The following is a 14,075-nucleotide window of genomic DNA, read 5'->3' on the forward strand; positions in this document are numbered from 1 at the left end:
CCAGCACCAGCCGTCATACCCCGCGAATGCGGGGTATCCAGTACGCCGTGACGCCAGCGATTGAATCGAGACGTCTCGGCGTACTGGATCGTCCGCTTTCGCGGACGATGACACTGAGTTTGATGTCGTTTCTCTGTTCATCATCTCACGCGGTATGCTTGGCGTAGGCGGCCTCATCCATCAGGCCGTCGAGTTCTTTCTTGTCTGCGATCTTCAACTTGAAAAACCACGCCTTGCCGCCGGCGTCGGAATTGACCAACGCGGGCTCGGCGGCCAGGACATCATTCACTGCGACCACTTCGCCCGAGATCGGCGCGTAGACATCGGAGGCGGCCTTCACCGATTCGACCACGGCTGCGGCTTCGGCCTTCTTCAGGCTTCGGCCGACTTTCGGCAGTTCGACGAACACGACGTCGCCGAGCTGCGACTGCGCATAGTCCGTGACGCCGATAGTGGCGACGTCGCCCTCGATCTGGAGCCATTCGTGGTCTGATGTGAACAGCGTCGTCATGAAAACCTCTTCAGCGTTTGCAAGCTTCAACGTTTATAAGTGTTGGGAACGAACGGCATCGGCGACACCTGCATCGGCAGCCGCTGGCCGCGGACTTCGGCAAAGACTGAAGATCCCGTGGTGGCGTGCGACGACGGCAGGTAGCCCATCGCCACCGGCGCATTGAGGCTGGGGCCAAAACCGCCTGAAGTGACCACGCCGATCTGTTCGGATGAGGTGCCATCCGCAAACAGCGCCGCACCCTCGCGCACCGGCGCGCGGCCCTCCGGCCTCAACCCGACGCGGCGGCGCGGGGCGCCTCTCTCAAACTGGGCGAGAATTGTCTCGGCGCCGAGGAATCCGCCGGCGCGCGCGCCGCCAGTGCGGCGGCTCTTTTGAATGGACCATTCCAGCGCGCCCTCGACCGGTGTCGTCGCGGTATCGAGGTCGTGGCCATAGAGGCAAAGCCCGGCCTCGAGCCGCAGGCTGTCGCGCGCGCCAAGCCCGATCGGCAGCACGTCACCGTCAGCCAGCAGCGCCTTGGCAAGCGCCTCGGCGTGGTCCGCCGGGACCGAAATCTCAAAGCCGTCCTCGCCGGTATAGCCGGAGCGTGAGACGAAGCAGTCGATGCCATCGACACGCTGGGGTCCGGAGTCCATGAACCGCAGGGCGGAGGCCTCTGCACAAAACTTCGCCAGCTCCGAACAGGCCTTCGGCCCTTGCAGCGCGATCAGCGCCCGATCGGGCAGCGGCTCGATCACGCAGACATCGGACAAATTGGCGCGCAGATGCGCCTCGTCCTCGGCCTTGCAGGCGGCATTGACGACCAGAAACAGGTGGTCGCCGAAATTCGCCACCATCAGATCGTCGAGGATGCCGCCGTTTTGATTGGTGAATTGCGCATAGCGCTGCCGGCCGGGTGCGACCGCCACGATGTCCTGCGGCACCAGCCGTTCCAGCGCCAGGGCGGCGTCCTCGACCCGGCCGGATTTGGGGCGGAGCGCGATCTGGCCCATATGGGAGACGTCGAACAGGCCGGCGGCGCTGCGGGTATGCAGATGTTCCCGCAGCACGCCGGGCGAATATTGCACCGGCATGTCATAGCCGGCGAACGGCACCATCTTGCCGCCCAGGGCCACATGCAGGGCGTGCAGCGGGGTACGTTTCAGCGGAGTTTGGTCTTCGCGCGCAAGCATCACTGGGCCCTCGCGGTTTTTGCCAGGACGATCCCTCGCAAAAACCTACAGAAAGCCCCATCTGTCGCTGTGCCTGAGAGTATTATCCCGTCGGCGGACACGTCAGGGACAAGACCCTTCGGCGTCTCTTTCCAGATGCTAGCAAGTCACGCGGTCCGTTTGCCTGAGAGTTTCCGGGGCGGTTGCTCCTTCGGCGTCGGCATTCAAGCCGATCTCTCCCGACGTGACTGTCTCGTACAGATAGGAAGAAAACACGGCGACCCCAACCCTGTCAACGCAGCCGCAGCATCTATCAACCAGCTTTGGTGTATTGCGGCAAGCCTATGATCCGGCTGCACAGTTTCTGGACACCGCGATCCCCCTTGTCTAAAAGCGTTGCGACATAATGTTTAGCTGTTTGCGGCGGGTTCCCGGCAGTTTTGCGATTGGATGAACATGAGCGGCGTTAACGAGATCAGGTCGACATTTCTGAACTTCTTTGCCCGGAACGGCCACGAGATCGTGCCGTCGTCGCCGCTGGTGCCGCGCAACGACCCGACCTTGATGTTCACCAATGCCGGCATGGTGCAATTCAAGAACGTCTTCACCGGCGTCGAGAAGCGCCCGTATCAGCGCGCCACCACCTCGCAGAAATGCGTCCGCGCCGGCGGCAAGCATAACGACCTCGACAATGTCGGCTATACCGCGCGGCATCACACCTTTTTCGAGATGCTCGGCAATTTCTCGTTCGGCGATTACTTCAAGGATCGCGCGATCGAGCTGGCCTGGAACCTCGTGACCAAAGAGTTCGGCCTGCCAAAGGACAAGCTCACCGCGACCGTCTATATCGACGACGACGAGGCCTTCAATCTCTGGAAGAAGATCGCGGGCCTTCCGGAGTCGCGGATCATCCGGATCGATGGCGCCGACAATTTCTGGCAGATGGGCGATACCGGCCCCTGCGGTCCCTGTTCGGAGATCTTCTACGATCACGGCGACAAGATTTGGGGCGGACCGCCGGGCTCGCTCGAGCAGGATGGTGACCGCTTCATCGAGATCTGGAATCTCGTGTTCATGCAGTTCGAGCAGCTCGAGGGCGGCATCCGCAACCCCTTGCCGAAGCCCTCGATCGATACCGGCGCGGGCCTGGAGCGCGTCGCGGCTGTGCTGCAAGGCAAGCACGACAATTACGACATCGATCTTTTCGTAGCCCTGATCCGCGCCATTTCCGAATTGACCGGCGCTGATCCGCAAGGGCCGCAGAAGGCGTCGCTGCGCGTCATCGCCGACCATCTGCGGGCGTCGTCGTTCCTGATCGCCGATGGCGTGCTGCCCTCGAACGAAGGCCGCGGCTATGTGCTGCGCCGGATCATGCGCCGCGCCATGCGCCATGCGCAGTTGCTCGGCGCGCGCGAGCCGCTGATGCATCGTCTGGTGTGGGCGCTGGTGCGCGAGATGGGCCAAGCCTATCCCGAACTGGTGCGCGCCGAAAACCTGATCGAGGAAACGCTGCGGCTGGAAGAGACACGCTTCCGCAAGACGCTGGAGCGTGGCCTGTTGATCCTCGACGAGAAGAGCAGCTCGCTTAAGAAGGGCGACATGTTCGACGGCGATACGGCGTTCACGCTGTACGACACCTACGGCTTTCCGCTTGATCTTACCCAGGACGCGCTGAAGTCGCGCGGCATCGGCGTCGATGTTGCCTCCTTCACCGATGCGATGGACCGGCAGCGCGAAAAGGCGCGCGCGGCCTGGTCAGGCTCCGGCGACACCGCGACCGAGAACGTCTGGTTTCCGCTGCGCGAGAAGCTCGGCGCTACCGAATTTTTAGGCTACGAGACCGAAACCGCCGAAGGCGTGGTCGGGGCGCTGGTGAAAGACGGCAAGGAGGTCGACAGCCTCAAGGCTGGCGAGTCCGGCGCCATCGTGTTGAACCAGACGCCGTTTTATGCGGAGTCCGGCGGGCAGGTCGGCGACACCGGCATGATGAGCGGTGACGGCGTGCGGATTCGGATCACCGAGACCCAGAAGAAGGCCGGCGATCTCTTCGTGCATCTCGGCACCGTGGAGCAGGGCACGCTGAAGCCCGGTGCGGCGCTGCAGCTCGAGGTCGATCACGTCAGGCGTTCGTCGATCCGCGCCAATCACTCCGCGACGCATCTGCTGCACGAAGCGCTGCGGCAGGTGCTCGGCGACCACATCGCGCAGCGCGGTTCGCTGGTGGCGCCGGATCGCCTGCGCTTCGACTTCGTGCATCCGAAGCCGATCACGCTGGAAGAGCTCGCCCGGGTCGAGGATATCGCCAACGAGGTGGTGCTGGAGAATGACGAGGTCACCACGCGCCTGATGGGCGTCGATGAGGCGCGCGACGCCGGGGCGCGAGCGCTGTTCGGCGAGAAATACGGCGACGAGGTGCGGGTGGTGTCGATGGGCAAGACCGCGCGCGACCATGGCCAGAACGCACTCGGCTGGTCGGTGGAATTGTGCGGCGGCACCCATGTCCGCCGCACCGGCGATATCGGTCTGATCTCGGTGACCGGCGAAAGCGCGGTTGCGTCGGGCGTGCGCCGCATCGAGGCGCTGACCGGGCGCCATGCGCGGCAACACGCCAACGAGACGATGGCGCTCGCCAAGACGGCGGCATCCGAGCTGCGCACCACGCTCGAGGACATGCCGGCGCGCATCGCTTCGCTGATGGAAGAGCGCAAGAAGCTGGAGCGCGATCTGTCGGATGCGCGCAAGAAGCTCGCGATGGGCGGCGGCGGTTCGACGAACGGCGCTGCGGCCGGCGGCAATGGCGTGCGCGAAATCGGCAACGTCAAGCTGATGGCGCGGGCGGTGGAAGGCGTCGAGACCAAGGACCTCAAGAGCCTGGTCGATGACGGCAAAAAGCAGCTCGGCTCCGGAGTGGTCGCGATCGTCGGTGTCACCGGTGACGGCAAGGCCGGCGTCGTGGTCGGCGTCACCTCCGATCTCACCTCACGCTATAACGCGGTCGATCTGGTGCGGGTGGCTTCCGAAGCGCTCGGCGGCAAGGGCGGCGGTGGACGGCCCGACATGGCCCAGGCCGGCGGCCCCGATGGGGCGAAGGCGAACGCTGCGCTTTCGGCGATCGAAAAGGCGATGGCCGGCGCCTGAGGAGGAAGACTGGCGACAACCTATTTTGGGACTTTGTACTCAGTCTTGAAAACGGTCATGGCCGGGCTTCGTCCCGGCCATCCACGTCTGTCTTGTACCGCTAAGACGTGGATGCCCGGCACAAGGCCGGGCATGACGAATTAGATGCCTTCGATCTCTCACTCAGCCCTTGCGCAGGAACACATAATCCGCGCTGTAAGGCATGGCGCGGGTATTGCCGGGCTTGTCGCATTCACCGGTCAGCACGCCACCCACCGTGTTGATCCGTTGCACCGTGGTGACGTTTGAGAGTGTGCCGCCGCCGCGGTGGGAAGCCACGTCGAGCTTCAGCCAGGCGATATCGTTCGCTGTCGTGCCGGGCGCGCTGCCGGCGGCCTTGCCGACCACCGCGCTGCCGTCGCTCAACTCCCAGCTCGGTCCGGCAAAGTGACGGCCGACGATCTTGTTATCTGCCGTCAGCGACGCCGCCGGTTCGCGGAATGCCCAGGCGAGCTTGCCGTCAGTGCCGGCCTTGCATTCATAGATCTGCTCGCCAACCGCATGCGCGGTCAGCACGGTCGTTTCGCCCGGTGCCGCGATGGCCGCGGGCAGGGGTGTTTCGGCCGCAGCCGGGCTCATCAGCGAGCCCGACAGCAACAACACAGCGAGAGCGGCTTTTTCAAAGACATGCATGATCACGCTCTCCTGATGGTGGGTTTCGTCAATTGCGAGGAGCGAAGCGACGAAGCAATCTGGCTCTAGTCATTCCGGGGCGATGCAAAGCATCGAACTCCGATGTGCAATTGCACATTGGAGAATCTTGAGATTCCGGGTCTGGTGCTAGCGCACCATCCCGGAATGACGTCCATTGTAAGGGCCGATGGTCGCTTTACGCCGCCATCGCCTTGGTGAGGTTCTCGGCAACCTTGTCGAGGAAGCCGGTGGTCGACAGCCAGCGCTGGTCGGCGCCGACCAGAAGCGCGAGATCCTTGGTCATGTAGCCGTCCTCGACAGTGGCGACGCAAACCTTCTCCAGCGTGGCGGCGAACTTCGCCAGCGCCTCATTGTTGTCGAGCTTGGCGCGATGCGTGAGGCCGCGGGTCCAGGCGAAGATCGAGGCGATCGAGTTGGTCGAGGTCTCCTTGCCCTTCTGGTGTTCGCGGAAGTGCCGGGTCACGGTGCCGTGGGCGGCTTCGGCTTCGACGGTTTGGCCATCGGGCGTCATCAGCACCGAGGTCATCAGGCCGAGCGAGCCGTAGCCCTGCGCCACGGTGTCGGACTGCACGTCGCCGTCGTAGTTCTTGCAGGCCCAGACGTAACCACCCGACCACTTCATGGCGGCGGCGACCATGTCGTCGATCAAGCGGTGTTCGTAGGTGATCTTCTTGGCGTCGAATTTCGACTTGAACTCCTTGTCGAAAATCTCCTGGAAGATGTCCTTGAAGCGGCCGTCATAGACCTTGAGGATGGTGTTCTTGGTCGACAAATAGACAGAATAGTTCTTCGACAGGCCCATGTTGAACGAGGCACGGGCGAAATCGGCGATCGAATCGTCGAGGTTGTACATCGCCAGCGCAATGCCGGCGCTCGGCGACTTGTAGACTTCGCGCTCGATCACCTTGCCGTCCTCGCCGACGAACTTCATCGTCAGCGTGCCCTTGCCGGGGAATTTGAAATCGGTGGCGCGGTACTGGTCGCCGAAGGCGTGACGGCCGATGATGATCGGCTTGGTCCAGCCCGGCACCAGCCGTGGCACGTTCCGGCAGATGATCGGCTCGCGGAACACGACGCCGCCGAGGATGTTGCGGATCGTGCCGTTCGGCGACTTCCACATTTCCTTGAGGCCGAATTCCTTCACCCGGGCTTCGTCCGGGGTGATGGTGGCGCATTTGACGCCGACGCCGACCTTCTTGATGGCGTTGGCGGCATCGATCGTGACCTGATCGTTGGTTTTGTCGCGGTATTCCATCCCGAGGTCGAAATACATCAGGTTAACATCAAGGAAAGGAGTGATCAGCTTGTCCTTGATGTACTGCCAGATGATCCGGGTCATCTCGTCGCCATCGAGTTCGACGACGGGGTTGGTCACCTTGATTTTTGCCATGGAGATCGGGCCTTTATGGAGTAACGCGTGGAGGGAGGGTGAAGATATCCGCGCTATAGCACCGCAACCGGCCCGGCGGAAGCCAAGCCGTTATGCAGTTCTGCCGATCTTTTTAGCCTAGAATGCAGCCTGCGTGGCCGTACCGGCCACCACATACCAGGTCACGAACAGGCCGCAGATCAGCGCACCCGGCAGGCTGGAGCCGGTACGCCGCCAGGTGAAGGTGGCGATCACGGCCGCGATCGCCAGCAACGGCACGAACTGAATCGCGACGATGGTGGAGAGCGGCACGAACCCGGGGTCCTGCAGCGGATTGAACAGGTGTCCGGTCTTCCATAGCGTGCCATATTGCAGGCCCAGCAGCACGATGAAGCCCAGCGTCAGCGCCAGGATATTGGTGAGGTAGAGACCGGCGCGTCCCGCCGCCATGGTGCTGAAATTCCGGTGCAGCACGTGCAGGGCGATCACGAAGAACGCGGTGAACGGCACCAGGTAAATCAGGAAGATGAGGGCCTGCTTGCCGTTCATCAGCTTGAGCGCCACGATCCAGATCCTGAAATCGATCTTGAACGCGAGATCGGCCAGCCACAGCACGGCATAACCTGCGGTTACGGTCAGAAGCGCGATCAGGATCGACGGCGCGATGATGCCGGCCCTGCTGGCGCGCTTGGGCGCAAACGGCATCATCGCCAGCGCGATCAGGGCATTGATCAAGGCCCAGACCACGATCTGGTTGGTGATGCCCTGCGGCAGCCAGGGCGAGGCCTTCACGAAGGTGCCGGCCAGCGCGAACGCTGGGTAATAGGTCAGCGCGGGAATCAAGACGGATAGCGCGAAGGCGGCTACCCAGCGGCCGCCACTCGCAGCAGCATGGGCCGGCATCGTTCCGTCGGCGATCTCGGGCAATCTGAGGCGCGAAAACACGGCCGCTTCAAGCAGGCCGTCGAACACGCCGATCAGAAGCTCGACAAAGCCGATCAGCGCGATCAGCGTGCCGATTTCCTTGCGGAACCAGATCTGGTCGCTCGCGGGACGCGGCGTGCCGCCCTCCAATGTCCGCGCAAACCAGTCGAGACTGTAGCCGATCGCCTGTTGTGAAATATGCTCGGCCGGATGCGTCATAGGGGGCGTGTAGAGCACCCGCGCGGTGCCTTTCTCGATGTCGCCATAGACCTTGCCGGGTTCGATTGGTTCCTGCGTGCCGAACATGGCCTGGAGTTTTGGGCTCAGCGGGACGTCGCGCGCCCGCTCGACGCCCCACATCAGGGTGGAGAATTCCTCATATTGCGCGAACACCAGTGCGACATTGCGCGGCCAGTTCGGGGTGCCGTCGGCGGCGAAGGGTTTGCCGGTCGACGATCCCTCCAGCACCATCGATTTGTAGTCGTTGGGCATCGCGGAAGCGGCAGCGAGAACGGTCCAGCCGCCCATTGAGTGGCCTTCGAGGCCGATATTGGCCTTGTCGACGATATCGAGGCTGCGCAGATGCGCCAGCCCGTCGGGGCCGCCGAAGCCGTGGGCGAAGGCGGGCGGATCGCTATAGCCGTGGCCGGTCTGGTCGAGGGCCAGCACCACGTAGCCGCGGCGGGCAAATTCGATGGCAAATCCATCCTGCGTCTCGCGCGAATTGATGTAGCCGTGAACCGCGAGGATGCCGGGCGCCGGGGTCTGCGCGGTCGCGTTTGGCGGGATGTAGAGCAGGGCGCTCATGGTGTTGCCCTCGGCGCCCTTGAAGCGGATATCCTCGATCCGGATGCCGTCGGAGGTCTGCGTCATGCGGGCCAGCAGTCCGCCGGCCACGATCAGGATCAGTCCGGCAATCGCCAGTGACCATCGGCTGCGCATGGCGTCCTCCCGTATGCCCGCGGCCGTTGCATCTGGCCGTCAGGTCGTCTTTGCAGGTTTGCGTGGGTTGTGATTGATACCGTATCCAACAGGTGCGCGCGTGCAAGCCGGGGCTCGACAATGCCCTGTTGAAAGTTTTCTCGAGAGTGCGGTTCTAACCGCGTTATTTCGCTTGAGAAACTCCTCCGCTCGGGTCAGTCGAATAAGGCTGGAAATGAGGTGCTGGATCAGGTTCGTCAGGACTTGATTCAAAAGCTTCGGATGTTGAATCAGAAAGTGACGTGAGATGTCCGGTTCGGGCACCGACAAGACCAAAACAGGCGCCGATCTCGAAGGCCCCGTCGTCATCCTGGTCGAGCCGCAGCTCGGCGAGAACATCGGCATGGCCGCGCGCGCGATGGGCAATTTTGCCCTGACGCGGCTGCGGATCGTCAATCCGCGCGACGGCTGGCCGAACATCAGCGCGCAGCGCGCGGCCTCCGGCGCGGATCATATTCTGGATCAAGCCGAACTGTTCGACACCGTCGAGCAGGCGGTGGCCGATCTGAACCTGCTGTTTGCCACCACTGCGCGTGCCCATGATCAGGCCAAGCCGGTGGTCGCACCTGAAGCCGCCGCGCGGGAAATCGCGGGCCACGTCGCAACCGGTGGCGCGGTCGGCATCCTGTTCGGCCGCGAGCGCTACGGCTTGCAGAACGAGGAGGTCGCGCTCGCCAACCGCATCATCACTTTTCCGGTCAATCCCGGTTTCGCCTCGCTCAATCTGGCGCAGGCGGTGCTGCTGATCGGCTATGAATGGTTCAAGCTCTCGACCGAGGGCGCACTGCCGTTCGCGATGCCGGAACGCTCGGAACCCGCCTCGCAGCACCAGATGCAGGCGTTCTTCGACAATCTCGTGCGCGAGCTCGACAAGGTCGAATTCCTGCGGCCGCCGGAGAAGCGCGAGACCATGCTGGTCAATTTGCGCAACATCTTCACCCGCATGGATCCGACCAAGCAGGACATGCACACGCTGCACGGCGTGGTGATGGCGATCGCCGAGGGACGCAAAGGCCCGGCCAAGGGCGGCGTGCTCGATGGCGAACAGGCCATACGGCTGCGCGCGTTGCTCGCCGAACACGGGCAGGGTGCGCTGCCGTCAGAAAGCGGCACCGTGCGCGGGCTGGCGCGGCTATTACGACGAAATCCGACCGATGCGGAGCGCATTCTCTGGCAGGCTTTGACCACCGACCGGCGCTTTGCCGGGCAGTTCAAGCGCCAGACCCCGGTGGGGCGGCACATCCCCGACTTCGTCTCGTTCGTGCATCGCCACGCGATCGAACTGATCAATCCCGATGAGACCGACCTGATCGCCAGGGATCGCGCGATGCGGCAGGCATGGCTGGAGCAGCGCGGCTACAAGGTCATCGAGATGCCGGCCGCCGCGGTCGAGCGAGATATCGAGGGAGAGCTCACGCGGCTGCAATCAAGCCTCTCGGCGTCGGGTTAAGCGACCCTGGCAGTCCCGATCTTGGTGGTGCTCTTGTCCTGGAGTCTGCGCAGGGCGGCCAGGTTGGCCCCGGCGGAAGCCACGCGGCAGCAGGACTTGCCGCTGGATTTCGCCTCATAGAGCGCCGCATCGGCAACCGCGAGCAGTACCTCGGCCTCGGTGCCGTGTTCCGGCGACATCGCCAGGCCGACGCTGACGCCGACATTGGTGCGAATTCCCTCGCCCAAATCATAGGACATCGTGACCACGCTGATAATGCGGTGCCCAACCGCAAGCGCCTGCTCCGGCGTCAGGTCGTTCGCCAGCACCACGAACTCGTCGCCGCCCAGGCGCGCGATCACGTCGGTCGGCGACAACGTGTGACTTAGGCGCTCTGCGACCAGTTTAAGCAGCCTGTCGCCGACCTGATGCCCGAACGTGTCGTTGATCGGCTTGAAGCTGTCGAGATCGAGAAACAGTAGCGCGGCGGATTTTTCGCGGTGGCCGCCCGCCGGGAGCTTCGCCTGCAGGGCATCGACAAATCCTGCGCGATTCAACAACCCCGTGAGGGCGTCATGACGCGCCAGATGATCGTTCTTTCGATCGGAGCGCATGGTCGCAATCAGCATCTTGTTGAGCCTGAAAGCCGCCGCCGTCATCGCCAGGAAATAAAGCGGCACCTGCAAATACGCGATATAGAGCACGGGGTCTCCGGCGAGCGCGACGCCCGGCACGATAGGGCCAAGGCTGAGCAGGATCATCGTTCCAGCAAGGCGCGGCGCGCAGAAATTGCGAAAGCAGATGCCGCCGACCATCGCCGACGACGACAGCGAGGCCAGCGTCGCGACGCCCCAGTCGCCGCTTGCCAGGCTGATCAGGGCGCCGAACCCCACACTCGCGCTCCAGGCGACGGCGAACAGGATATGCAGGTCCGTCGGGGTCCTGCGCCCCGCGAGCGCCGCGCTATTGGCGATGAGGAGCACCACAAGCCGGGCGAGGCAGATCGCAACCTCCAGGACCAGCCAAGCGAGGAACGGCGCCGTCGGATGCCGGATTGCGGTCGCCGCCGCCACGGCGATCGTGTTGATGGCGCCCGCTCCGAAAACCGGAAGACTGCCGTGTAGCCTGTCGATCAGCGCCACACGGATATCGTCGGGCACGCCCGGCCCCGCATCGCCGAGCCAGCGGGCAATGCCCCAGCGCGGCAGACTGTAAAGTTTTTTCTCGATCGGCATCAGGTTCACCGTCCCCGGCCGGGATCAGCACGCGCACGCCCTAACAGGCATTTAAGACGGCGCGCCCGCGCGCTGTCGTGCTTGACGATCGGTAAACGTTGGTAATCCTTTCGAGAAATTGCCGAGGCCGACTGGCATCCAGCAGGGGTGTACGCCATGTTCCTCTGATGGTTTGTGCGGCGGATTTGGCATGCTCCTTGCGTTTGATCGGGCTGGAATACTCGCATCAAGCGTCAGGGAGAATGCGCATGAAACGATCCGATCTCACTGAGAAGCTGCTCGACATCAAGCGCGAGAAAGGCTGGAGCTGGAAATACATCTGCGAGAAGATCGGCGGCTATTCCAAGGTGCTGATCGTCGGCGCCATCCTCGGCCAGATGAAATTGACAAAACCGCAAGCCGCCAATGCCGGCGAATTGTTCGGGCTCTCCAAATCCGAGACCGCGATGCTGAACGAAGTGCCGATGCGCGGCACGCCGATGCCGCCGACCGATCCCCTGATCTACCGCTTCTACGAACTGGTGATGGTCAACGGGCCGGCCTGGAAGGCGCTGATCGAGGAGGAATATGGCGACGGCATCATGTCGGCGATCGATTTCGACATGGTGATGGAGCGCCTGCCCAATCCGAAAGGCGATCGGGTCAAGATCACGATGTCCGGCAAGTTCCTGCCCTACAAATATTACGGGGCGAGCGGCAACGTACCGGAATACGGATTCAAGGAGGGATGAGTCCTTCTGTCATTCCGGGGCGCGCGAAGCGCGAATCCGGAATCTCGCAGTTGTTTTCGTTCTCTCGAGATTCCGGATCTACGCGACGTCCGGAATGACGGAGCGCTAAATTCCAGCCTTTACCTGCGAGATAGCCAGCGCCATCAACTCGTCCATCTTGGCGCGAAGCTGCTCTTCCGAGACGGTAACACCGGCGGCGCCGAGATCGGCGGTGACTTTGCCGAGCACGCCATTGCCGGTTGCCTCGAAATCGGCGGCTACGACTGTTTTGGCGTAGGTGCTGGCGGCATCGCCGGTCATGCCGATTTGCCCCGCGACCCACAGCCCGAGCAGCTTGTTGCGGCGGGCATCGGCCTTGAATTTGAGTCCCTCGTCGATAACGAATTTCTTCTCGAATCCCTCTTCGCGCTTGTCGAATGTGGTCATGGCCGGGTTCCGATCCTCATGCCGAAGGGGTAGCCTGGCCTCGTTGCGGCGGCTCGCCCTGATGCCTAGATAAGCAGGGCGAATCGTTAAAATAAAGGGCCGTAAGGCCGCAGTCTTGCGTCACCGAAACAGGGCACTAGCGCGGTATAAGTAGGGCCCAAAGCAGCCGGATCGATTGTGCTGCATGGGCCAATCGGATAGGTTGCCAACAGGCCCGGTTCTTGTTCTGTTTCCAGTCCCGGACCTTCACGGCAGCTCCGTCGTGGGTCGTAACCTTGTCATTCGGAGCACACCAATCGCATGGATTTCAACAAAACACGGTACATCCCAATGAGCCGTCGACGCCGCATTTATGAAGGCAAGGCCAAGGTTCTCTATGAAGGACCGGAGCCGGGAACCCTGATCCAGCACTTCAAGGACGATGCGACCGCGTTCAATGCCAAGAAACACCAGGTGATCGAGGGCAAGGGCGTCCTCAACAACCGGATTTCGGAGTACCTGTTTCAGCACCTCAACGACATCGGGGTGCCGACCCACTTCATCCGCCGCCTCAACATGCGCGAGCAATTGATTCGCGAAGTTGAGATCGTGCCGCTCGAGGTCGTGGTGCGGAACGTGGCGGCGGGATCGCTGTCGCAGCGCCTCGGCATCGAGGAAGGTACCCAGCTGCCGCGCTCGATTATCGAATTCTACTACAAGAACGACCAGCTCAACGATCCCATGGTCTCCGAGGAGCACATCACGGCGTTCGGCTGGGCGACGCCGCAGGAAATCGACGACATCATGGCGCTGGCGATCCGCGTCAACGACTTCCTCACCGGGCTGTTTCTGGGCATTGGCATCCGTCTGGTCGATTTCAAGATGGAATGCGGGCGCCTGTTCGAGAACGAGATGATGCGAATCATCGTCGCTGACGAGATCTCGCCGGATTCGTGCCGGCTGTGGGACATCAAGTCGAACGAGAAGCTGGACAAGGATCGTTTCCGCCGGGATCTCGGTGGCCTGCTGGAGGCCTATACCGAAGTCGCCAAGCGGCTGGGGATTCTGATGGAGAACGAGCGTCCGGCAGGTTCGGGCCCGGTACTGGTGAAGAGCTAGTTGATGTCCGTCATCCTGAGGTGCGAGCCGTCTTCGGCGAGCCTCGAAGGATGAAGATGTGAAATACAATGTCGCCCTTCGAGGCTCGGGCTAGCCCTCGCACCTCAGGGTGGCGTTCTGAATACTGGGTCAGGAATATGAAAGCGCGCGTTACCGTTACCCTTAAGACCGGCATCCTCGATCCCCAGGGCAAGGCCATCGAAGGTGCACTGAAATCGCTTGGCGTCGACGGCGTCGCCAGCGTGCGTCAGGGCAAGGTGTTCGACATCGAACTCTCAGGCTCCGACAAGGCCAAGGCAGAGGCGGCATTGAAAGAGGCCGCCGACAAGTTGCTGGCGAACACGGTGATCGAGAATTACCGGGTTGAAGTGTTGGGCTAGGGAATA

At 62.6% G+C, this 14,075-nt stretch carries 12 protein-coding genes and 1 riboswitch; of the genes, 5 read left to right on the forward strand and 7 right to left on the reverse strand.

What is annotated here, in order from left to right; genetic code table 11:
* Positions 1 to 145: 145 nt before the first annotated feature.
* Both gcvH and gcvT read right to left on the reverse strand, forming a co-directional pair.
* Positions 146 to 511, reverse strand: a complete 366-nt coding sequence (gcvH, locus tag BLV09_RS01500; protein WP_146686075.1) for a glycine cleavage system protein GcvH — start codon at positions 509 to 511, stop codon at positions 146 to 148.
* Between the two features lie 26 nt (positions 512 to 537).
* Positions 538 to 1,686, reverse strand: coding sequence for a glycine cleavage system aminomethyltransferase GcvT (gene gcvT / locus BLV09_RS01505; protein WP_146690944.1), 1,149 nt, complete (start codon positions 1,684 to 1,686; stop codon positions 538 to 540).
* Between the two features lie 141 nt (positions 1,687 to 1,827).
* A riboswitch (glycine riboswitch) is annotated at positions 1,828 to 1,918 on the reverse strand.
* A gap of 203 nt (positions 1,919 to 2,121) precedes the next feature.
* Between gcvT and alaS the strand changes: the two genes are divergently transcribed.
* A complete protein-coding gene (gene alaS / locus BLV09_RS01510) occupies positions 2,122 to 4,803 on the forward strand; it encodes an alanine--tRNA ligase (RefSeq protein ID WP_146686076.1) in 2,682 nt (893 codons plus the stop codon).
* A 162-nt stretch (positions 4,804 to 4,965) separates the two neighbouring features.
* On the opposite strand, the gene BLV09_RS01515 is transcribed toward alaS, so the two are convergent.
* From BLV09_RS01515 to BLV09_RS01525, 3 genes are all read right to left on the reverse strand, one after another.
* Positions 4,966 to 5,475, reverse strand: a complete 510-nt coding sequence (locus BLV09_RS01515) for a DUF3455 domain-containing protein (protein ID WP_146686077.1) — start codon at positions 5,473 to 5,475, stop codon at positions 4,966 to 4,968.
* Positions 5,476 to 5,671: 196 nt separating this feature from the next.
* Positions 5,672 to 6,886 (reverse strand): NADP-dependent isocitrate dehydrogenase, encoded by a 1,215-nt coding sequence (locus BLV09_RS01520; RefSeq protein WP_146686078.1) that lies wholly within the window; start codon positions 6,884 to 6,886, stop codon positions 5,672 to 5,674.
* A gap of 117 nt (positions 6,887 to 7,003) precedes the next feature.
* A complete protein-coding gene (locus BLV09_RS01525; protein WP_146686079.1) occupies positions 7,004 to 8,731 on the reverse strand; it encodes an alpha/beta hydrolase in 1,728 nt (575 codons plus the stop codon).
* 286 nt (positions 8,732 to 9,017) lie between these two features.
* Here BLV09_RS01525 and BLV09_RS01530 point away from each other — a divergent pair, with 286 nt between their 5' ends.
* Positions 9,018 to 10,220 carry a TrmJ/YjtD family RNA methyltransferase gene (locus BLV09_RS01530; RefSeq protein ID WP_146686080.1) on the forward strand — a complete coding sequence of 401 codons (1,203 nt, stop codon included), beginning with the start codon at positions 9,018 to 9,020 and terminating at the stop codon, positions 10,218 to 10,220.
* Here BLV09_RS01530 and BLV09_RS01535 read toward each other — a convergent pair.
* Positions 10,217 to 11,434, reverse strand: coding sequence for a GGDEF domain-containing protein (locus BLV09_RS01535; protein ID WP_146686081.1), 1,218 nt, complete (start codon positions 11,432 to 11,434; stop codon positions 10,217 to 10,219). The two genes, BLV09_RS01530 and BLV09_RS01535, sit on opposite strands and share 4 nt — an antisense overlap.
* 248 nt (positions 11,435 to 11,682) lie before the next feature.
* Here BLV09_RS01535 and cynS point away from each other — a divergent pair, with 248 nt between their 5' ends.
* Positions 11,683 to 12,165 (forward strand): cyanase, encoded by a 483-nt coding sequence (cynS, locus tag BLV09_RS01540; RefSeq protein ID WP_146686082.1) that lies wholly within the window; start codon positions 11,683 to 11,685, stop codon positions 12,163 to 12,165.
* 105 nt (positions 12,166 to 12,270) lie between these two features.
* On the opposite strand, the gene BLV09_RS01545 is transcribed toward cynS, so the two are convergent.
* Positions 12,271 to 12,591, reverse strand: coding sequence for a DUF1476 domain-containing protein (locus BLV09_RS01545; protein ID WP_100382710.1), 321 nt, complete (start codon positions 12,589 to 12,591; stop codon positions 12,271 to 12,273).
* A gap of 330 nt (positions 12,592 to 12,921) precedes the next feature.
* Here BLV09_RS01545 and purC point away from each other — a divergent pair, with 330 nt between their 5' ends.
* Together purC and purS are read left to right on the forward strand one after the other, a co-directional pair.
* Positions 12,922 to 13,689 (forward strand): phosphoribosylaminoimidazolesuccinocarboxamide synthase, encoded by a 768-nt coding sequence (gene purC / locus BLV09_RS01550; RefSeq protein ID WP_008974302.1) that lies wholly within the window; start codon positions 12,922 to 12,924, stop codon positions 13,687 to 13,689.
* A gap of 137 nt (positions 13,690 to 13,826) precedes the next feature.
* Positions 13,827 to 14,069: a phosphoribosylformylglycinamidine synthase subunit PurS gene (gene purS, locus BLV09_RS01555; protein ID WP_100382709.1), complete on the forward strand. Its 243-nt coding sequence runs from the start codon at positions 13,827 to 13,829 to the stop codon at positions 14,067 to 14,069.
* The last annotated feature ends 6 nt before the right edge of the window (positions 14,070 to 14,075 follow it).

It is taken from the genome of Bradyrhizobium canariense, assembly GCF_900105125.1.
Taxonomy (GTDB): domain Bacteria; phylum Pseudomonadota; class Alphaproteobacteria; order Rhizobiales; family Xanthobacteraceae; genus Bradyrhizobium; species Bradyrhizobium canariense_A.